The following is a 21,249-nucleotide window of genomic DNA, read 5'->3' on the forward strand; positions in this document are numbered from 1 at the left end:
GACTTCCCAGGCGCCCCGGGCCGACAAGGTCCGGGGCGCCTGGTGTTTTCCGGATCTTGCCGCTCCGGGGCACCCCGTCCGACGAGGAGCCCCCTATGACCGCCACAGCCGCAGCCGCCGCCACCGACGTCACCGGCGCCCGCACCCCCAAGGCCGCCGATGTGATCACCGGCGCCCGCGAGCGCATCGACGCGCTCGACGACCGGATCATCGGCCTGATCCAGGAACGCATGGCCGTCTCCGCCGTCATCCAGGAGGCCCGGATCTCCTCCGGCGGCCGGCGGGTGAACCTCTCCCGCGAGATGGAGATCCTCGGCCACTACCGGGACGCGCTCGGCAAGCCGGGCACGACGCTGGCGATGACCCTCCTGGAGCTGTGCCGCGGCAAGATCTGAACCCGCCCGCGGCTCCGCCCGCTCCCCGTCCCGCACCTCCTTCGCGTCCCTGTGCAACGCCTGTCCCACGCCTGTCCCACGCCTGCGCCCGCCTCCCGTATCCGCCGTATCTCACCCGTACGGCGCGTGACCGCGGTGTGCGCCGCCTCGTTGGTATCGGTGTCCGTGCCAGCCAGGGGCGGGCCCGAAAGAACCACGCGTGGCTCTCTGGAGCGATGAGACGTGGCGGCCGTGCCGCGCGTCGTGGGACCTCGCTCCGGAGAAGTGACCGGACGGCAGGGGACAGCAGCCCGGTCACCCAGATAACGGTCGGCTCCGGGGACGCCCGGGGCCGACCGGCGGGAACAGGAAGACCCACAAGGGCGGGCCGAACGACGGAAGAAGGGCCCCGCGGCTCGAGACCGCCGCGGGGCCCTTCGCATGCGCGGGACCGTCCATGACGCGCATCACATAAAGATCCTGTGAGAGCCGGCACAACCCTTCGGGCGTGCCCCGGGTCACACCTGTTGAAAAGGGCCCATCCCGCGCCGCCACGCGGTTGCTCGCCGGTCCGCACCGCGCCGACGCGCGGTACGCCTGAACTTTCCGAGGTCTCCATGAAGCTTCGCCGCGCGATGGTCACCGCGGCCGCGACGGCCGCTCTGTCCCCGCTGGCGCTCCTGTCCGCGACGACGGCCTTCGCCCAGGAACCGCCCAGTGTCTCGCCGAGCACCAGCGAGTCGTCCGCCGGCCAGTCGCCCTCCGACAGCGCGTCCCCCTCCGACAGCGCGTCCGCCTCGGACAGCGCCTCCCCGTCCGACAGCGCATCGCCCTCCGACAGCACCTCCCCGTCGGACAGCGCGTCGCCCTCCGGCAGCGCCTCCCCCTCCGACAGCGCCTCCGCGTCCACGACGCCGAGCGAGTCGGCCGAGCCGACCGACGAGCCGCCGACCGGCGTCTGCGAGGAGGACGACGCCGGCTACCAGTCCAAGCTCGACGCCCAGCTCAACGGCCTGCCGGGCAAGATCGCGGTCGGCAGCGGCTGGCACCCCTTCACGCTCTCCGTCAAGAACCCGACGCAGACCGACGTCAAGGACGTCGTCTTCTACGCGGGTGTCGGCCCCAGCGACCCCGACGCGCCGTACGCGTTCAGCACCAGCCAGGTCCAGTTGCAGGTGAAGTACGACGGCGTCTGGGTCGACGTCACGGACGAGGAGGGCCACTCGGTGGGCTACCTCGACCTCGCCGACATCGCGGGCGGCAAGACGGTCACGTACCAGCTCCGGATGAACGTCAAGGCGAACGCCCCGATCGGTGAGGGTCTGACCATCGGCGGCGGGCTCTACTTCGACGAGGAGGAGAACTGCCTCAGCTCGGACGAGGCGCACTACATCATCCAGATCGTCAAGGCCGGTACGGACACCGACGGGACCAAGCCGCAGGAAGGCGGCAAGGTCCCGGTTCCCACCGAGAAGCCGAACCAGAACAACACCCAGCACGCCACCGGCAGCCTCGCCGAGACCGGCTCCAGCTCCATGGTGCCGACCATCGGTCTCGTCGGCGGTGTCGCGGTCGTCGTCGGTGCCGGTGCGCTGTTCGCCGTGCGTCGCCGCAAGGGCGCCTCGAACGCGTGACGCGACCTGACGAGGCGTAACGGAGGCGTAGCGCTTCTCCGGAAGCGTCACACGTGCCTCGAAGTCTCTGTGCAGGGGTCCCGCGCGAACAGCGTGCGGGACCCCTGTTCCATGTCCGCCCGGCGGCCGGCTACTTCTTCGGCGGCACCGCCGGTATCCCCAGGAACGGCAGCCGCAGCGCGCCGAACGCGTCCGCCGGAACCGCCGGACGGCGGGGCTCGACCGGCTTCAGCCGCTCGTAGGCCACGCCCTGCGCCGGGCGCGGGTCGGCCTCGCCCTTGTTGGGCCAGTACGACATCGCCCGCTCGGCCTGCGCGGTGATGGTCAGGGACGGGTTCACGCCCAGGTTCGCGGACACCGCCGCCCCGTCGACGACCGAGATGCCCGGGTGGCCGTACAGGCGGTGGTACGGGTCGATGACGCCCGTCTCGGCGGAGTCGCCGATCGGGCAGCCGCCGAGGAAGTGCGCGGTGAGCGGGGTGCCCATCAGCTCGCCCACGTTGGAGCCGGCGAAGCCGTTGATCTCGGCGGCGAGCGTGGAGGCGGCCTCGGTGGCGGCGCGGATCTGCTTGGGGTTGGGCGAGCCGTGGCCCTGGCGGGCGGTGAGCAGGCCCTTGCCGACGCCGTCCGCCTTCAGGTACGTCGTCAGGGAGTTGTCCAGGGACTGCATCACCAGGCCGATGATGGTCCGCTCCGACCAGCGGCGGTTCGACAGCGAGCGCAGCACCAGCAGCGGATGACGGGCGGCGTTCGCCAGCCAGGCCGCGAACCTCGACCCACCGTCCACATAGGGCACCTGAAGGATCGACAGGCCGCCCATCGAGTTGGAGCCCTTGCCGTAGCGGACGGGCTCGATGTGGGTGTTCTCGTCGGGGTGGATGGAGGAGGTGATGGCGACCCCGCGGGTGAAGTCGGCCCTCGGCTCGCCGGTCGCCCTGCGGTAGCGCCGGTCGTCGGTCTGGGCGCCCACCAGGGCCTCGGAGTTGGTGCGGGTCAGCTCGCCCAGCCGGGGCGAGAGGTACGGCAGTTGCCGGCCCGCCTTCATGCGGTGCAGCAGCGTCTGGGTGCCGTAGGTGCCGGCGGCCAGGACGACCCGGCGGGCGGTGAAGGTCCGGCCCGCACCCTTCTTCCTGTCGTCCGTCGGAAGCGTGGCGACCGCGTAGCCGCCGCGGGAGTCGTCCGTGACGGACACGACCGTCGTCATGGGGTGGACCGCCGCGCCCGCCTTCTCGGCGAGGTGGAGGTAGTTCTCGTTCAGCGTGTTCTTGGCGCCGTGCCGACAGCCCGTCATGCACTCGCCGCACTCGGTGCAGGCCCTGCGGTCGGGGCCGGCCCCGCCGAAGTAGGGGTCGGCGACCTGCTCGCCCGGCCTGGCCTTCGCCTTGCCGTCGGCGTCCTCGCCGTCCCCGAAGAACACCCCGACCGGCGCCATGTGGAAGGAGTCGCCGACGCCCATGCGCTGCGCCGCCGCCTTCAGATGCAGGTCGGACGGGGTCATCGTCGGGTTGAGCCGCACCCCGAGCATGCGCCTGGCCTGGTCGTAGTACGGGGCCAGCTCCTCCTGCCAGTCGGTGATCCCACGCCACTGCGGGTCGTCGAAGAAGGCCTTCGGCGGTACGTAGAGGGTGTTGGCGTAGTTGAGGGAGCCGCCGCCGACGCCCGCGCCGGCCAGCACCATGACGTTGCCGAGCAGATGGATGCGCTGGATGCCGTACAGGCCGAGCTTCGGGGCCCACAGGTAGTTCTTCAGGTCCCAGGAGTTCTTGGGGAGGGAGTCGCGGGTGAAGCGGCGGCCGGCCTCCAGGACGCCGACGCGGTAGCCCTTCTCGGTCAGGCGGAGGGCGCTGACGGAGCCGCCGAACCCCGATCCGACCACGATGACGTCATAGTCGTACCCGTCCTCGTCCCGGGTCTGGACAGTCTGCTCCTGCGACACGTGCTCTCCTCGTCGAGAACGGGGTGTGGACGGGGTGTGGTCGGGGTGGTCGGGTCCGGTCCGGTCCGGTCCGGCCGGCCGGGTGTGGTCTAGCGGAAGCGGAACGCCTTCATCAGTTTCAGGCTCCGGCTCATGAACGCCGCGTACGCCGCGTCGTCCATGCCGAGCGACGGGGCCATGGGCAGCAGCCGCTGGTGGGCGATGGTCTGGGCCTCGGTGTACTTGAGGATGCCCTCGGAGCCGTGCCGGCGGCCCAGGCCGGAGTCCTTCATGCCGCCCATCGGCGACTGGGCGCTGCCGTAGGCGGGCGCGTAACCCTCGTTGATGTTGACCGTGCCGGTGCGCAGCCGGGCGGCGACCTCGCGGCCCCGGCGGGCGTCCTTGGTCCACACGGACGAGTTCAGGCCGTACGGCGTGGAGTTGGCGCGCTCGACGGCCTCGTCGTCGGTGGAGAAGCGGTAGATCGAGACGACCGGGCCGAAGGTCTCCTCGGTGCAGACCGACATCGGCGCCTCGACGCCGTCGAGGATGGTCGGCTCGAAGAAGTACGGGCCGACGTCCGGGCGGGCGACGCCGCCCGCCACCACGCTGGCGCCCTTGGCGACGGCCTCCTCCACGTGCCGGGTGACGGTCTTGAGCTGCCGCTCGCCGACCAGCGAGCCCATGTCGGCGCCGTACGCGAGGGACGTGCCGAGGCGCATGGCCCTGGTGCGGGCGGCGAAGCGCTCCAGGAACGCGTCCGCGACCGACTCGTGGACGAACAACCGCTCGATGGAGATGCACAGTTGACCGGCCGAGGAGAAGCAGGCGCGGACCGCTCCTGCCGCGGCCTTCTCGATGTCGGCGTCCTCGAGGACCAGCATGGCGTTCTTGCCGCCCAGTTCGAGGGAGACGCCGACCAGGCGCGCGGCGGCACCCTGGGCGACCTCGCGACCGGTGCGGGTGGAGCCGGTGAAGGAGACGTAGTCGGCGTGCTGGACGACCGCCGGGCCGACGACCGGGCCGTCACCGATGACGACCTGGAACACCTCGGCGGGCAGCCCGGCCTCGATCAGCAGGTCACGCGCCCACAGCGCGGTCAGGCAGGTCTCCGTGTCGGGCTTCATCACCACGGCGTTGCCCGCGGCGAAGGCGGGCAGCGCGTCGCCGACCGAGAGCTCCAGCGGGTAGTTCCAGGGGGCGATCTGACCGACCACGCCGCGCGGGTGGCGCAGTTCGACGACCTTCGTCAGGGTCGGTACGGCGCCCGTGTGCCGCTTCGGCTTCAGATAGGCGGCGGCCCGGCGGCCGTAGTGCCGGGCGGCGACGGCGACCGCCTGCACCTCCTCGTGCGCGTGCAGACGGGCCTTGCCGGTCTCGAGCTGGATGAGGTCGAGTACCTCGGCCTGGCGTTCGAGCACAAGGTCGTGGAAGCGGAGCAGGACGGCGGCGCGCTGCCGTACGGGGACCTGCCCCCAGACGGTCTGGGCGGCGCGGGCCCGCTCGAAGGCCAGGGCCACGTCCTCGGGGGTGGACTCGGGCAGGTCGGCGAGCTTCTCACCGGTGAACGGCGTGTGGTTGGCGGTCCGGCCGGATCCGGCGACTCCCTTGGTGAGCTGGGCGACCAGCTCCGGGGTCACCACGTCGGCCGCGGTGCGGGCACCCGCCGGAGCGGGGGCGAGAGGATTCGTGCCGGTCTGTGCCGGGGCCTGCGCGTCCGTCATGAAGCGCAGGGTATGACGCGGCCGGAGCTTTGTGTACCCGTCGGTAACGGGGATTCACCGAGTGCTCACACGACGCCAGTGATCAGTGGCAACAAACGCGCTGATCAGGGATCTTTTCTTTCACTTTTTGTCTTGGGCTGTCACAGCCGGATCTCACAGGTTGTCGACGTCCAGGTTGTCGATCGCCGTCTTCGCGACTTCCATGCCGCGCGCGTTGAAGTCGCTGTCCTTGCCGGGATAGCCGATGGTGAGCTTGTACATGTCGCCCTTGGACGTCTTGTAGTAGAAGATCCGCACCGCGCGCGGACGGGGGTTGTCCGAGTCGTCCGTCATGTAGGTGATCGTGTTCCCGGCGGCCTTGCGGCCGTGGAACGTCACGTTGTCGTCGGGATCGGTCCTGGTGTCCTTGCCCGAGGGGATGTCGAGGTCGTAGTCCCCCTGCTGCTTGAACTTGGCGTCGTCGTCGTACATCTCGGCCGCCGCCGAGTCCGCGATGTCGCCGTTGTCGTCCTCGGTCTTCCTGTCGAGCGACAGGTTGATCCAGACACTGCCGCTCACGTCGCTGTAGGTGACCCAGTGCTTGTCGTCCGAGCTCCGGTCGGGCACGGTGCGCTTGTAGTGCTCGGGCACGGCGAGCGTCGCGGCGACGTCCTTCTCGGGTTTCTTCTTCCAGCCGCCCGGCAGCGGGCCCGCGAACGGGTGCGCGATACCGACGTACGCCGCCACCGCCGCCGCGACGGCCGCGGCGCCGATCCCGAGCCAGGCGCGGCGGCCGAGCCGCGGGGAGCGCCTGCCGCCGTCGACGTACTGGACCACCTGCGTGGGCTCCGGGGGCGGCGGGGTCGCCGCGGCCTCCAGCAGCGTGCGGACACGGGCGGCGTCCGGGCGGTGCGCGGGGTCCTTCTGGAGCAGGCCGGTGATGACCTCGGCGAGCGGACCGGTCGCGGTGGCCGGAGGCGCCGGGACGGCGTTGAGGACCGACTGGAGGGTGGCCGGGGTGTTGCTGCGGCGGAACGGCGAGACGCCCTCCGTGGCCGCGTACAGGACCACCCCGAGGGACCACAGGTCGCTCGCCGGGCCGGGGCGCCGGCCCAGCACCCGCTCCGGCGCGATGTACTCGGGCGAGCCGACGAAGCCGCCGGTGTCCGTCAGATTGGTCTCGCCCTCGATCTGGGCTATGCCGAAGTCGGTGAGGACGATCCGGTCGTACCGCCCGAGAAGGATGTTGTCGGGCTTGACGTCCCGGTGCAGGACACCCGCGGCGTGCGCGGCCTCCAGCGCGCCGAGCACCTCCAGGCCGATGCGGGCCGCCTCACGGGCCTCCAGCGTGCCCTCCTGAAGAACGCCGCCGAGGGAGCGTCCCTGCACCAGCTCCATCACGATCCACGGCCGGTCGTCCACGACGGCCACGTCATGGACGTTGACCACCGCCGGGTGGTCGAGCCGGGCCGCCGCGCGGGCCTCACGGCGCATCCGCTCGAAGGCGTTGGCCCGCTCCCGTTCCGGAAGGTGGTCGGGGACGCGCGGCTCCTTGACCGCGACCTCGCGGTCCACCGTCTCGTCCTTGGCCCGCCACACCGTGCCCATGCCGCCGTGCCCCAGCTTGGCCAGCAGCCGGTACCGCCCGGCGATCAGCCGCCCGGCACCGGGGTCCTGCGGTGGGGGCTGGACCTGCGTCCGGGCCGGGGGCTGCGGCTGGGCCTGGGACTGCTCCGGGGGCTGCGGCTGGGCCGGGGGCCGCGACTCGGGCTGCGGCGGGACCTGGGGCTGCGGCTGCGGCTGGGCCTGCGCCGGTGCGGCGTAGGGGTTCTGCGGGTGGGGCACCCGCGGCTGCGCGTTCGGCGGTCGCAGGACGAAACTCGTCGGCTCCTCGGCCCCGTGGTGGGCTCCCCCGTTGTTGCTCATGGTTCATGCATATCGCGACCACCACCCGCGGCTCCACTGAGGGGCGCAGGCGGTCACAGACCCGTGACCTACGGCGGACGTGCCTGCCACTCACGCCGGGTCGAACGTGTCGACCGCGACGTCGAAGTACTCCTTCGCCTCCCGCACCTTCCCGACCGGTGCCGACACCCATACGTCGTACATCCGGCCGTTCTGCTCCCAGCACAGGTCGTAGGTGTGCCTCGGTCCCTCCGCCGCGCTGAACCCGTTCCAGGTGAACTCCCAGAGGGCGGCCGGGTGTCCGCGGTGCGAGGTGCCGGTGACCCGGCCGTCGCGGTAACCGGGGTTGGTGGTCGGGCCCGCGGCGTCGGCGCGGCGCATCACCGCGAGGGGCCCGCCGGACTCCGGCTCGGCGATCTTGATGCCGATGCGGAAGGTGTCCCCCGGTGACATGTAGAAGATCCGCACACCCTGCGGGCTGCGCGTGAAGCCGTCCGGCACCGCGACCGAGAAGCCCGCCCGGTCGTGCGCCAGGTGGTAGCCCGAGGGCGCGGTGGGTCCGTCGGCGGCGGCCGGGGCCGACCGGGTCTCCGTGACCGTGGCGGCCGGTCCGGAGGGCGCCGTGGACGACGCCGGCGCCGAGGGCGTGGCCGGCCCGGTCGCCGTGCCCGCGGGGGTGCTCCCCGAGACGCCCACCGCCGTACCCGGGGCCGAACTCACCGGCGGGTGCCCGCCGGTGCCGCCCCCGTTCATCAGCAGCGCCGCCGCGGACACACCCGCACCGGCCAGCGCGGCGACGAGCAGCGCCACGGCCAGCACGCCCCGCGTGGAGCGCGGGGCGGGCGCCTCCTGCGCACCGCCGAACGCGCCCGGCACGCCCGGGCCTTGGGGACTGCTCGACCCACCGGAGGTGACGTGCCCACCGGATGCGCCCCGCGTGCTGGAACCGCCGGAGCCTCCCGAGACGCCCGCCGACACCGAAGTGGTCGGCGCCCCCGACGGGGGCACCCGCGGGACGTTCCGCTGCGTCGGCGTGTAGCGCGACAGCGAGGAGGACGGCCGGGACGGCTGCGGCGTGCGCCCCGTCTCCAGGAAGGCCCGCAGCATGCGCTCCGCCTCGGCCGCCCCCAGCCGCCGCTCCGGATCCCGCTCCAGCAGTCCGCGTACGACGGGCAGGATCGGCCCGGCCTGTGCGGGCGGCCGGATCTCGTCCATGACGACCGCGTGCAGAATGCCGCCCAGCGAGTCGCGCCGGAACGGCGACTCACCGCTCAGCGCGGTGCACAGCAGGGCGCCCAGCGACCACAGGTCGGACTCCGGGCCGGTACCGCCGCCGGACATCCGCTCGGGCGCGGTGTACTCCGGCGAGCCGACGAAGGAGCCGGTCTCGGTGAGCGTGGTGGCGCCCGCCACCTGGGCGATGCCGAAGTCGGTGAGGACGACCCGGTCGGTGCCGGACTCCACCAGGACGTTGGCGGGCTTGATGTCCCGGTGCAGCACCCCGGCGGCGTGCGCGGCGCGCAGCGCGCTCAGCAGGGCGATGCCGATACGGGCGGCCTCGGCGGCGTCCACCGGGCCATGAGCGGCGATCCGGTCGGCGAGCGAGCCGCCCTCGACCAACTCCATGACGATGAAGGGGCGTTCGTCCTGCTCCGCTATGTCGTGGACGACGATCACGTGCGGATGACGTAACTGGGCTACCGCGCGTGCCTCTCGCAGCGTACGGTCCCGCTGCTGCCGGGCCTCCTCGGCGGACAGTGTCTCGTCGAACGGGAGTTCCTTGACCGCGACCCGCCGACCGAGCAGCTGGTCGGTCGCCCGCCACACGACGCCCATACCGCCGCGCCCGATCCGCGCCTCCAGGCGGTAACGGCCCGCGATCACACGGAGGTCGGCCCCCTCGGTCCCCATGCGCCCCATCATGCCGCATCGGACGGACACGTTCCGGGACGGCGATCAGCCAAGTATGCCGCCGCTTGAACTAGTTCGTCGGCGCGTGCGACCGGGTCGCGGGTCGGGCCGAACGGCCGGAGGTGATTATTTTCGGCCACAAGCCGTTTTAGAAAACGCATAAAGCATGACAAAACGTATCGGGATACACGCCATGCAGGGCAAAAGGACGACTTGAATCATGCTGTTATGTGGATCACGAGACCCTTACGTTTTCCTTATGAACCATACATTGAAGCGACTTTCCGTCACGGGCTTCGCGGCGGTGGCGATATTCGCCTCGACCACGGTGACCAATGCCAGCGCGGCGAGTGGCGGAGCTGCGTGCTCGGTGACCGGCGCCTCGGGGAGTCTCACGTTCACCAACTGGTCCGCCAGCCATGTGGACATCAGCGGTTGGGTCAAGGACACCGTTGCCGATGGTCGCCATGTCGCCATTCGATTCGTTTCCATAGACGGCGGCACCGGATGGGTGACGGAGTGGCCCTGGCACTCCAACTACAACGGAAACGGATCGACCATCTCCTTCACCACTTACGCGTCACCCTCCGGCGATACTCTCGACTACATCGGCGCGCAGGTGGCGGTCATGGACGGGAGTACGATTGTCCGTTCCTGCACGGACTATGCCTGAGCCCCCGCACCTTCACTCTCGTTGACATATCGGCCCATGCAATTTTCGGATGGGCCGATATGCGACCGCGTCATGAGAGATCAACCCTCCTGGAAGCTTCGCAGGATCCAGTCGAACTGCTTGCTGGTGGTGGCCCAGTCGTCGGCCGGCGAGGCCGCGTAGATGGCGTACTCGGTGCCGTCGCTCTCCATGTACGCGACGTCGATGGCATGGTAGAGCCCCGGGAAGTAGTGCGGCGGGTCCTTGGCCAGCGCGTTCCACGTGTATTCCCAGCGGACGCCCGGCTGGTCGCGGAAGAGCTCGTCCTTGAGGCTCAGCTTCTTGTAGTCCTGCAGCCGCCGTGAGATCCGCTGATCCAGGTTGCTCATGTGCTCGTACGAGGTGCGGAAGTCCGGCGCGGTGTCGACAGCGACCCGCACGAGGTGCTTGCCCTTGTCGGGAGAGTAGTCGACCTGCCGGAGTCCGTCCTGGTCGATGGAGACGGACCGCTTCCACCCCTTGGGCAGGGAGATGCTGAAGCCCACCGGGTCGTGGTGCTGCTCCCAGCTGGCAGGCAGGGTCCCGGCACCGCCCGGCGTGGCGCTGCCGCTCGCGGAGGGCGAGCCCGTGGCCGGACCCGCACCGGTGCTCGACCCGGTGTTCTGCTCCATGCCACCCCACTCCTGGAAGGCGACCGCCGCACCACCGCCGAGCATCGCCGCGGCAGCGGCGACGAGGGCGAGGGTGCGCAGCCGGCGGCGGGGCCGGGGCCGTACCGGCGCCGGACCCCTCGGCGTGGGCGCCACGGCCGTCGGCCCCGTCCTGGAACGGCCCGGCCCCCCCGGTGCTCCGGGACCGTGGACGGTCCCCATGGAGCCGGAGCCGGAGGTGGGGCCGTAGCCGGAAGTGGGTCCCGTGGGGCTGTAACCCGAGGTGCTCGGCCCACCGGTGTATAGGCCCGGGCCCTGGGTCGGGATGAACCACTGGGCCGCGTGCGGGCAGCGGCCCTCTGCCGCCTCGGCGAGCATCTGCTCCGCCTCCTCCGGGCCCGGCCGGCGTTCGGGTTCCTTGTGCAGCAGGGCGGCTATGACGGGGCCGAGCGCACCGGCGTGGCGCGGCGCGTCGGCCTCCTCCTCCACGACCGCCTGCATGGTGCTCAGCGGCGAGGTGCGGCGGAACGGCGACAGGCCCTCCGCCGCCGTGTACAGCGTGGCGCCGAGCGCCCACAGGTCGGAGGCCGGGCCGGGGTCGTGGCCGCGGACCCGCTCGGGCGCCAGGTAGTCGACCGAGCCGACGACCTCTCCGGTGCGGGTGATGGTGGTGTCGCCCTCGATCTGGGCGATGCCGAAGTCGGTGAGCAGGACGCGGCCGTCCTGGCCCAGCAGGACGTTGCCGGGCTTGACGTCGCGGTGCAGCACCCCGGCGGCGTGCGCGGCCCGCAGGGCGCGCAGCACCCACAGTCCGATCCGGGCCGCCTCCTGCGGTTCCAGGCGGCCCTGCTCCTTGACCGCGTCCGCCAGCGACTGGCCCTCGACCAGCTCCATTACGATCCACGGGCGGCCGTCGTGCTCCAGCACGTCGTGCACCGTGACGACGGCGGAGTGGTTGATCCGTGCGGCCGCGCGGGCCTCGGCCCTGGTGCGTGCGAGGAGGACCGCCTGGTCGCTCTCGGAGACGTAGAGGGCGGCGGTCAACTCCTTTATGGCGACGGCCCGGTGCAGCACCTCGTCGTGCGCGCGCCACACCCGGCCCATGCCGCCGCTGCCGATGGAGTCGACGAGCCGGTAGCGGCCCGCGAGGAGCAGGCCCTGCATCTGATTCACGTTGCCCCGCAATGTTCTTGACAGGGTCAGAGTAAGGACCGGCCCCCTGACAGGGAACCAGCGGGGTGCCATGGAGACAGCACTGTGACGGTTGTCGCTTCCCGGTGCCCGCGGGAACTTCTGTGAACTCCCGATATCTCCTGGACGCCTGGAAGTTCAGCCCGTGAACCGGTACGTCGCCGAGGCCTGTTCGTACAGTCTGCTCACCTCGTCCCGCTGTGACTCCGGGCCCCGCACCTGCACCACGTGGTAACGGCCGCCGAGGAGGATCGCGACATTGCGCACGAACAACTGCCGCCCGTCCGCGTCGCTCCAGGTGAACTGTCCCTCGGCCATGGTTCTTCCGCCGACCTGGATGGTCCGCATGCCGGAGGAGGTGGCCCAGCTGGAGTCGCGGTAGCCCGCGAGCTCGCTCTCCCTCTCCCGCTGATACACCATCGGATCGCTGCCGAACTCGGCGGCGCTGTCCCGGCCCGGCACCACGATCAGCTCGAAGTCGCCGTGGGAGTAGACCACCTGGCCCCGGTCGTTCTTCGGCGTACGGCTCCAGTCCTTGGGTACGGCGATCTGGAACCCGGCGGAGTCCTTGCGCAGGGTGAAGCCGTCGGCGACGTCCGTACCGGTGGTCTGCGTCTCGGTCGACCCCGACGAACCGGTGGAACCGGACGAACCGGGGGAGCCCGCTGTGCCGGCGGAGCCGGGCGAGCCGGAAGGTTCGGCGGAACCGGTCGGCCGGCCGGTGCCGTCGTCCGCCCCCGAACCGGACGGGGCCGGGCTCGCCTCGCCCGCCGCTCCCGTGCGGTCGCCGCCCGTCGCGCCGTCGTGCCCGGCCTTCGGCATGAACAGCATCGCGTACGCGACCACCGCGGCCAGCAGGAGCAGTATCAGCAGAAGCAGGGTGCGCCCGAGGCTGCGCGGCGAACGGGCCTGTTCCCGGGCCCGCTTGTGCCGCCCGTGATGGGCGGGCAGCCCGGCACGTCCCCTGCGTACCAGCTCGCCGCGGCGGCGGACGACCGGCAGCCGGTTGGTGTCGGCGGGCGGCGCGGCCACGACGTGGGCCCCGGCCTCCGGTTCCGGCGCGGACCGCACGAGCGAGCGCAGCCAGCCGCCGAGCTCCTCGAAGTCCGGTCGCTCGGTGGGATCCTGACGCAGCAGCGACTCGACGACCGGGCGGAGCGGTCCGCACTCCTCGGCGAAGGCGGGTGGCTCGGCGCACACCATCTGCACCAGCTCGGCCGTCGACTCCTCCGGATAGGGCGCGTGCCCCTGTACGGCTCGGAAGAGCAGCGCGCCCAGCGCCCACAGGTCGGTGGCGGGGCCGATGGGGGCGGCCAGCTGCCAGTTCTCGTGCACGGGCCCGGCCTGCTCCGGCGCCCAGCGCTCGGTCACCGGACCCACCACGGTCATCCGGGCCTGCCGTGCCCGCTCGGCGGCCAGCGCGGTGGCGGGTCCGCGCCGTACCGGCGTACCCGCGACGAGGTCGTCCCAACGGGCCGGGGGCGCACTCGCCCCGGCCTGCCCGGGCAGCGCCGAGGAGGCACCGCCGGGCCCTGTGACGCCGGGAGTGGCGTCGGGCAGGGCCCCGGCACCGAGGGCGGGCACGTCCCGTCCGGGGGCCGGAGCCGTCCCGCCGATTCCGGGTCCGGGTCCGTATACGGGTCCGGATCCGTATCCGGGTCCGGCGGGTGAGGAGCGTGGTGCCGTGGCGTTGTTCCAGGAGGGCGGGCGGACGCCGTACGGGTCGGCGATCTGTCCCGGCGGGCCGGTGCGGCGCTCACCGTCGCCGGGCGGCCTGGCGCCGGGCAGGGCCGTGCGCGCGCTCTGCTGCGCCTCCTGCACCCGGGCCGCCGCGCGCGCACCCGCGCGATACGCGGCGATCGCCCCGGCGCGCGCCGCCCGCACGTCGTCGCCGCTCTGCGGCGTGCGCCGGGCCGGCGCTCCGGGCGCTCCCGGCGCGCCCGCCGGGTCGGCTCCGGGCAGCGGCAACGCACCGGCGGCCCGCGCCTCGATCGCGGCCCGCCGCGCGGCCTCGGGATCCGTGACGGGCGGACCGGAGCCGCCGCCGTGCGCCGCCCCGCCGCCGTGGGCGGCCGAACGCGGGGATCCGCCGTCTCCGCCCCGGCCCGTGCCCGTGCCACCGCCTCGGCCGTCCTGGCCGTCCTGGTCGGCCTGATAGGCCTGATAGGCCTGATAGGCCTGATAGGCCTGGTCGTGCTCGTCCTGACCGTCCGGGAGCGGCACCGGGTCGTACCCGCACAGGGCCTCCTCCGCCGCGCCGGCCGCGAGGCCGGTCAGCATGACCCGGCCGTCGTCGCAGACGAGGACGGTGCGAGCGGTGATGTTGCGGTGCACCCAGCCGTGGCCGTGCAGCACCCGCAGCGCCATGAGGATGTCGGAGGCGACCTCGGCCGCCCGGTACGGCGTCAGCGGTTTCTCGGCCAGCAGGGCGGCCAGCGGCCGCGCGGCGACCAGCTCACTGGCGATCCACAGCGAACCGCCCTCCACGAACACGTCGAAGACCTGGTCGAGCCGTGGGTGGTCGGGGATGCGCGCCGCGGCCTGGGCGGCCTCGACCGCCCGGCGTACGGCCGGATCGGTGGGCCGCCGCGTCGCCGTACGGGCCGCTCGCGCCGACCCCGCCGTACGGCCCGCTCCTCCGGCCCGTCCCCCGCGCGCCGCGGGTCCGCGCAAGGCGCCGTCCCGCGGCGTGAAGCCCTCGGGCAGCCCGTCCGCGTCGAGCACCTCCGCCTCGACGACCTCCGGCAACGGCACCTGCCGGAGCAGGACCTCCTGCCCGCTGTAGGTGTCGAAGGCCCGGGTCTCGGTGAGTTCGTACTCGTCGGACGGAGGCAGCGGCAGGCGGTAGCGGTCGGCGAGAACCCGGCCCGCATAGTCGTCCACGTTGCCTCCCCCGGCCGCACGGTCGGTCAAATCCGTTCGCCACGCGTCCCGTTCCCGATGCTTACGGTCCGCAACCACTCACGATACGTGCCGGAGACAACCCGCAAAGTACGGATGCCTTATCTCACTTGGGTTCGAAAGTCTTCGTCAGCGTCCGCCAGGTGTCCTTGCGCAGGTCGGTGCCCCAGTTGTCCGCCTTCGCCGTGTACATCAGGGCGTACCCGTGATCGTCGTCGACGACGAACCCGCGGTCGATCGTCCGGTACTTGGTTCCGCCGTCGGTGTAGGTGAACTCCCAGTCGGCCGCGTTCCAGCCGCGGTAGCCCACCTTCTCGATCCGGATGCGCTTGTACTCCGGCCGCACCATGTCGCCCTCCTGGCGCGTCCAGTCGGCCACGGGGTCGTCCTTGGGCTCCGAGGTCCAGGCGACCAGCAGCTTCTGCCCGTCGGGTCCGGTGAAACGGGCCCCGTACCTGTCGGTGCTCTGGTACTTCCAACCCTTGGGCAGCCCGATGGTGAACTTCTGGCTGCCCTTGTACGTCGAGACCGGCGGCGCCGAGCCGTAGTCGTCGGAGTCCGAGCCGTCACCGGAGCCGGAGTCGTCGTCGTCCGACGTGCCTGTACCGGAGCTCGCGGCGGGCGAACCGTTCGCATCGCCCGAACCGGGCGTGCCCGTCGCGGAGTCGGCCTGCTCGCCGTTCGCCGTGCCGTCGCCGCCCGCCTTGCCGGTGTCCTCCTTGGCCGAGGCCTTCGCGTCGGCGCCGGCCGACGCGTGGGAGCCGGTACCCTTGCCGCCGCCCTTGGCTCCCGTGTCGTCGCCGCCTCCGAGCGTGAGGGCCAGCACGGTGCCGAGCACGGCGAGCACCACGACGACCGCGATGATCACCAGCGTGCGCTTCGGCACCACGTCGGTGAGCGGCGCCCGCGGCACCGGCCGCGGCGGCAGATCCAGGTCCGGCGGCGGCACGACAGGCCACCCGGAACTGCTGCGACCGGCCTGCGCGCCGTTCCCCGTCCCGTTCCCGGTACCGGTGCCGGTGCCGGTCCCTGCTCCGGCTCCGGCTCCGGTGCCTGCGGTCCCGGTCCCTGCCCCGGCCCCAGCGCCCGAACTCGAACCCGAAGCCGAAGGCGTCCCGGAATCCGAGGCCGCCCCCGAGGCGGCGCCCGCCCGCCGGTCCGCACCCGTGCCGGCCGTCGCCGGCTTGGTGCGGGCCGTGGCCGCCGAGGTCGCCGCTCCGGCCGCCGCGGCGGCCTTGCGCACGGAACGCAGCGCGCCGCGCAGCCGGTCGGCCGCCTCCTCGCCCCGCTTGCCCGTGCTGCCGGAGCCGGAGCCCGAGTCGGACTTGTTGCCGGAGCCGGAGGCCGCCGAGCCGCCGCCCTTGCCCGCCCGCCGGTCCGGCTGCGCCGGCAGCGGCACGACCTTGGTGGCGTCGGCGGGCGGTTCCGGCTCGGCCGCCTTCGGCTCGGGCGCATTGATGACGGCGTTGAGCATCCTCCGGGCACCCGCGTCGTCCAGGCGCTTGGCCGCGTCCTTGGTGAGCAGGCCGTAGATGACGTCCCGGAGCGGGCCGGCGTTCTTGGGTTCCTCCAGCGGCTCGGTCATCACCGCGGTCAGCGTGGCGATCGCCGAGCCCTTGTCGTACGGCGGAGCGCCCTCGACCGAGGCGTACAGCAGGCCGCCGAGCGACCACAGGTCGGCCGCGGGGCCGGGCTTGTGGCCGCGGGCGCGCTCCGGGGAGATGTAGGAGGGCGCGCCGACCAGCATGCCGGTCGAGGTGATGGACGGGTCGCCCTCGACCTGGGCGATGCCGAAGTCGGTGAGCACGACCCGGCCGTCCTCGGCGATGAGCACGTTGGACGGCTTCACGTCGCGGTGCAGGATGCCCTGACGGTGCGCGGAGCGCAGCACGTCGAGGACGGCGAGACCGACCTCCGCGGCCCGCCGGGGCTCCAGCACGCCGTCCTCGCGGATGACCTCGGCGAGGGACTTGCCCTCGACCAGCTCCATCACGATCCACGGCCGGTCGTCCTCGTCGACCACGTCGAAGACGGTCACCGCGCTGGTGTTGCGGATCCGCGCGATCGCCTTGGCCTCGCGCAGCGTGCGCGTGATCAGGCGCCGCTTCTCGTCCTCGTCGATGTTCGACGGGAACCTCAGTTCCTTGACCGCGACCGTACGGCCCAGGGTCTCGTCCTCCGCCCGCCACACCGTACCCATGCCGCCACGGCCGAGCACGTCCCCCAGCCGGTACCGCCCGGCGAGAAGACGCTCGCTGTTGTCCTGACGAGTGTCCTGACGGGATGCCCCCGCCCGCTCCGCCTCCGACATGCGTCCCCTCATGCAACCCGCCCTGACAGAGCCTCCATTGTCCCTCACCCGACAAGTGCCTGACGCCCAGGGTGCCCCTGAGGACACCCGGGCAGGCTGCTGAACAGCGCTTCGGTGGCGACGGGATGACGGGCCGTGACAGAAGCGCGCCCGGGTGTGCGGGCGCTCCGGGACACTTCGCCTCTTATGGGGCCGGTCTCGGGCCGACGGCTGGGCCTACAGGGGCACTATGTCCGGCGCCCCCAGCCGCGCCGCGTCGGCCGTCAGGTCGTCGGGCTGACGCTGCGACTCCCGTTCGGCCTCCACCCGCTTCTCGTAGTGCTGGACCTCGCGTTCGATCTGGTCCTTGTCCCAGCCCAGCACCGGTGCCATCAGTTCGGCGGCCTCCCGGGCGCTGCGGGTGCCCCGGTCGAAGGTCTCTATGGATATGCGGGTGCGCCGGGTGAGCACGTCGTCCAGGTGCCGTGCCCCCTCGTGCGAGGCGGCGTAGACGATCTCGGCGCGCAGGTAGTCGTCGGCGGCCTGGAGGGGGGCGCCGAGCGCCGGGTCCTCGGCGATGAGGGCGAGGATCTCCTGCGCGGCCGAGCCGTAGCGGTGCAGCAGGTGTTCCACCCGCACCACATGGATGCCGGTGGCGGCGGCGATGCGCGCCCGCGCGTTCCACAGCGCGCGGTAGCCCTCGGCGCCGTACAGCGGGATCTCCTCGGTGACACAGTCGGCGACCCGCATGTCCAGGCCGTGCACCGCCTCGTCGACGGCGTCCTTGGCCATCACCCGGTACGTGGTGTACTTGCCGCCCGCGACGACGACCAGGCCCGGCACCGGATGGGCCACGGTGTGCTCGCGGGAGAGCTTGCTGGTGGCGTCGGACTCGCCGGCCAGCAGGGGCCGCAGTCCCGCGTACACGCCCTCCACGTCGTCCCGGGTGAGCGGCACGGCGAGCACCGAGTTCACATGCTCGAGCAGGTAGTCGATGTCGGCGCTGGAGGCGGCCGGGTGCGCCTTGTCCAGGTCCCAGTCGGTGTCGGTGGTGCCGATGATCCAGTGCCGGCCCCAGGGGATGACGAAGAGAACGGACTTCTCGGTCCGCAGGATCAGCCCGGTGGTGGAGTTGACGCGGTCCTTGGGCACGACGAGGTGGATGCCCTTGGACGCCCGGACGTGGAACTGGCCGCGCGAGCCCACCATGGCCTGGGTGTCGTCGGTCCACACCCCGGTGGCGTTGACGACCTGCTTGGCGCGGACCTCGTACTCGCCGCCGCCCTCCACGTCCTGCACGCGCGCGCCGACCACACGCTCGCCCTCGCGCAGGAACCCGGTGACCCGGGCGCGGTTGGCGGCCAGTGCGCCGTAGGACACGGCGGTGCGCACCAGGGTGGCCACGAAGCGGGCGTCGTCCATCTGGGCGTCGTAGTACTGCAACGCGCCGACCAGGGCGTCCTTCTTCAGGCAGGGGGCCACGCGCAGGGCGTGACGGCGGCTCAGATGGCGGTGCACGGGCAGACCCCGGCCGTGGCCGCGGGCCATCGACATGCCGTCGTAGAGCGCGACGCCCGTCCCGGCGTACCAGCGCTCCCAGCCCTTGTGCTGGAGCGGGTACAGGAACGGCACGGGCCTGACCAGGTGCGGGGCGAGGCGTTCCAGCAGCAGGCCGCGCTCCTTGAGTGCCTCGCGGACGAGGGCGAAGTCGAGCATCTCCAGGTAGCGCAGTCCGCCGTGTATCAGCTTGCTGGAGCGGCTGGAGGTGCCGGAGGCCCAGTCGCGGGCCTCGACCAGGCCGGTGGACAGGCCGCGGGTGACGGCGTCCAGGGCCGTGCCCGCGCCGACCACGCCACCGCCCACGACCAGGATGTCCAGCTCACGCTCGGCCATCTCGGCCAGTGACTCGGCGCGCTGCGCCGGCCCCAGTGTCGCTGTCCTCACTGTGCCTCCCGCTGTCCGTCGCGCCGGCCGCACCCGTCGGGCGAAGCCTGTGTCCCCATCCGTCCCGCGTCCCCCGTCATCTCCCCCTGCCCAAATTCTGACCGTCTTGCCCGTCTTCAGCCACCAGTCACCCCCAGCCTGTGGACAACTCCCGGCGGTTCACCCAGAAACACGCTGGTCAATCCCGCAAAACGGTCATATTTACTCCTAGTCTGACATTGCACTCGCTCGTCCTGTCCACAGGACTTGCGTGCCCGCCACGCCTCGGTTATTGGGAAGGACGGCCCACGCCATGCCCGCAGATCTCGCCGTCATCGGACTCGGCCCTCTCGGCCTGCCCCTGGCCCAGGCAGCCGTGGCCGCCGGCATCCCCACCCTCGGGTACCGAACCGGGGACGAGTCCGGCCCCCTCAGCGCGGCCGAACTGCGCCGGATGCTCTCGGGGGGCTTCCGGCCGGCCACCGACCCGGCGGAGCTGGGCCGGGTCCGCACCGCGGTGATCTGCGCGCCGACCCCACGCGGATCCGACGGCGGGATCGACCTGAGCCAGGTGGAGACCGCCGCCCGCGCCCTCGCCGAACATCTGCGCCCGCACACGACCGTCATCCTGGAGTCGCCCGTGCCCCCGGGGACGACGGAGGGGTTCCTGCGCCCGCTCCTGGAGCAGGGGTCCGGGCTGCGCGCGGGACGCGACTTCCACCTCGCCCACTCCCCCAGCCGCGTCGACCCCGGCAACCGCGCCTTCACCCCGGCCAACACGCCCAAAGTGATCGGCGGCCTCACCCCGGCCTGCACCGAGTCGGCCGCCGCGTTCTACGGCCGGCTCACCGACAAGGTGGTCCGCGCCCGCGGGCTGCGCGAGGCCGAGACGGTCCACCTCCTGGAGACCAACTACCGGCAGGTGAACATCGCGCTCGTCAACGAGATGGCGGTGCTCTGCCACGAACTGGGCGTCGACCTGTGGGACGTCGTGCGCTGCGCGGAGACCAAGCCTTTCGGCTTCCAGGCCTTCCGCCCCGGTCCCGGCGTCGGCGGCCACGGCATCCCCCAGGACCTGACGGGCCCCTCGGGCCGCGGCCTGCGCATGGTGGAACTCGCCCAGCAGGTCAACAGCCGCATGCCCCGCTACGTCATCCAGCGCGCCGCCACACTCCTGAACGAGCACGGCAAGTCGGCGCGAGGCGCCCGCGTACTCCTTCTGGGTGTCACCTACAAGCCCGACCTCGCCGACCTCCAGGGCACTCCGGCCGAGGAGATCGCCGCCCGCCTGATGGGCCTGGGCGCCTCGGTCAGCTACCACGACCCCTATGTGCCCGCCTGGAGCGTCCTCGACCGGCCCGTGCCGCGCGCGGACGCGCTGTACGAGGCGGTGGCGGAGGCAGACCTGACGATCCTGCTCCAGCACCACCGGACCTACGACCTTCAGGGGCTTTCGGTGAAGGCGCAACTACTGCTGGACACGCGGGGGGCGGCACCGCTGGGGGCGGCGCATCGGTTGTGAAGGGGGGCGCGTGGGTGCTTGGGCGGCTGGGGCTGGTGGCATGCGCGGCGCTGCGCGGGTACCTTACGGAGACAGGCGGGGTCGGTCGCAGGGGTCACTGCGACAGACTCGCGGATGGACAAGGGAGTGTCCGCCCCTAGTTGCCATAGGGACGGCCGTTCACCATCACGCCGAGAAGGTGGAGCCCACCGCAGGGGCCTACTGCAGCGGGCTCCTGGCCGCTACGCGGAGTGTCCACCCCTAAAAGATCTAGGGGTGGCCGCTCAGCGGCCGTAGATCCACAAGACACACCTCCTCCGGAACTGAACCAGCCGAAGCCGGATGCGGTCCCAGCGGGTGGGCTTGCGGTGACGGCCCATGGCGCGCCCCCTTCCATGATGCCGCCCAGAGACCCGGTAGGCGGTTCATTGGGTTTCGGGCCGGGCCCCGAGGGGCGGGGTCCGGCCCGTGTCCTTGGAAGGGGGCGCCCCAGAGAACGGGTCGCCGATCACGGACACTACCGCCCCACAACGCCCGTTCAGCCCGCATTCGCCCCGAACACAACCACGCGCCCCCTTCGCGCAACGCGCCCCGGATCAGGGTCGCTTGGGCATGCGAAAGGGCCGGTCGCCCCACCCGGGGCGCCTACGCGTCCTCGCCGCCCGCCGAGGTCGTCTACGCCGACCCCAGGCCGAAGAC

Annotated in this window: 12 protein-coding genes; 4 read left to right on the top strand and 8 right to left on the bottom strand. The window is 72.2% G+C overall.

What is annotated here, in order from left to right; translation table 11 throughout:
- Nucleotides 1–95: 95 nt before the first annotated feature.
- The gene (locus ABZ484_RS15415) at nucleotides 96–395 is read left to right on the top strand and encodes a chorismate mutase (RefSeq protein WP_358866380.1); all 300 of its coding nucleotides are present in this window, start codon (nucleotides 96–98) and stop codon (nucleotides 393–395) included.
- A gap of 596 nt (nucleotides 396–991) precedes the next feature.
- A complete protein-coding gene (locus ABZ484_RS15420; protein ID WP_358866381.1) occupies nucleotides 992–2,008 on the top strand; it encodes an LAETG motif-containing sortase-dependent surface protein in 1,017 nt (338 codons plus the stop codon).
- A gap of 130 nt (nucleotides 2,009–2,138) precedes the next feature.
- On the opposite strand, the gene ABZ484_RS15425 is transcribed toward ABZ484_RS15420, so the two are convergent.
- The 4 genes from ABZ484_RS15425 to ABZ484_RS15440 form a co-directional block, all read right to left on the bottom strand.
- Nucleotides 2,139–3,944: a GMC family oxidoreductase gene (locus ABZ484_RS15425; RefSeq protein WP_358866382.1), complete on the bottom strand. Its 1,806-nt coding sequence runs from the start codon at nucleotides 3,942–3,944 to the stop codon at nucleotides 2,139–2,141.
- 89 nt (nucleotides 3,945–4,033) lie between these two features.
- Nucleotides 4,034–5,647, bottom strand: a complete 1,614-nt coding sequence (locus ABZ484_RS15430; protein ID WP_358866383.1) for a succinic semialdehyde dehydrogenase — start codon at nucleotides 5,645–5,647, stop codon at nucleotides 4,034–4,036.
- 153 nt (nucleotides 5,648–5,800) lie between these two features.
- On the bottom strand, nucleotides 5,801–7,552 hold the full coding sequence (locus ABZ484_RS15435) for a serine/threonine-protein kinase (RefSeq protein ID WP_358866384.1): 1,752 nt from the start codon (nucleotides 7,550–7,552) through the stop codon (nucleotides 5,801–5,803).
- A 90-nt stretch (nucleotides 7,553–7,642) separates the two neighbouring features.
- Nucleotides 7,643–9,442, bottom strand: coding sequence for a protein kinase (locus ABZ484_RS15440; RefSeq protein WP_358866385.1), 1,800 nt, complete (start codon nucleotides 9,440–9,442; stop codon nucleotides 7,643–7,645).
- A gap of 259 nt (nucleotides 9,443–9,701) precedes the next feature.
- On the opposite strand from ABZ484_RS15440, the gene ABZ484_RS15445 reads away from it, so the two are divergent.
- Entirely contained in the window at nucleotides 9,702–10,115 is a 414-nt protein-coding gene (locus ABZ484_RS15445; protein WP_358866386.1) for a hypothetical protein, read from the top strand.
- A gap of 80 nt (nucleotides 10,116–10,195) precedes the next feature.
- Here ABZ484_RS15445 and ABZ484_RS15450 read toward each other — a convergent pair whose 3' ends face one another.
- The 4 genes from ABZ484_RS15450 to ABZ484_RS15465 form a co-directional block, all read right to left on the bottom strand.
- Nucleotides 10,196–11,908 carry a serine/threonine-protein kinase gene (locus ABZ484_RS15450; protein WP_358866387.1) on the bottom strand — a complete coding sequence of 571 codons (1,713 nt, stop codon included), beginning with the start codon at nucleotides 11,906–11,908 and terminating at the stop codon, nucleotides 10,196–10,198.
- Between the two features lie 165 nt (nucleotides 11,909–12,073).
- Nucleotides 12,074–14,818, bottom strand: a complete 2,745-nt coding sequence (locus ABZ484_RS15455) for a protein kinase (protein WP_358866388.1) — start codon at nucleotides 14,816–14,818, stop codon at nucleotides 12,074–12,076.
- A gap of 124 nt (nucleotides 14,819–14,942) precedes the next feature.
- Nucleotides 14,943–17,147, bottom strand: coding sequence for a serine/threonine-protein kinase (locus tag ABZ484_RS15460; protein ID WP_358866389.1), 2,205 nt, complete (start codon nucleotides 17,145–17,147; stop codon nucleotides 14,943–14,945).
- A 216-nt stretch (nucleotides 17,148–17,363) separates the two neighbouring features.
- Nucleotides 17,364–19,070, bottom strand: coding sequence for a glycerol-3-phosphate dehydrogenase/oxidase (locus ABZ484_RS15465; RefSeq protein ID WP_358866390.1), 1,707 nt, complete (start codon nucleotides 19,068–19,070; stop codon nucleotides 17,364–17,366).
- Between the two features lie 292 nt (nucleotides 19,071–19,362).
- On the opposite strand from ABZ484_RS15465, the gene ABZ484_RS15470 reads away from it, so the two are divergent.
- On the top strand, nucleotides 19,363–20,571 hold the full coding sequence (locus ABZ484_RS15470) for a nucleotide sugar dehydrogenase (protein ID WP_358866391.1): 1,209 nt from the start codon (nucleotides 19,363–19,365) through the stop codon (nucleotides 20,569–20,571).
- Nucleotides 20,572–21,249 lie beyond the last annotated feature (678 nt).

The organism is Streptomyces sp. NPDC006393, assembly GCF_040628575.1.
Classification (GTDB): domain Bacteria; phylum Actinomycetota; class Actinomycetes; order Streptomycetales; family Streptomycetaceae; genus Streptomyces.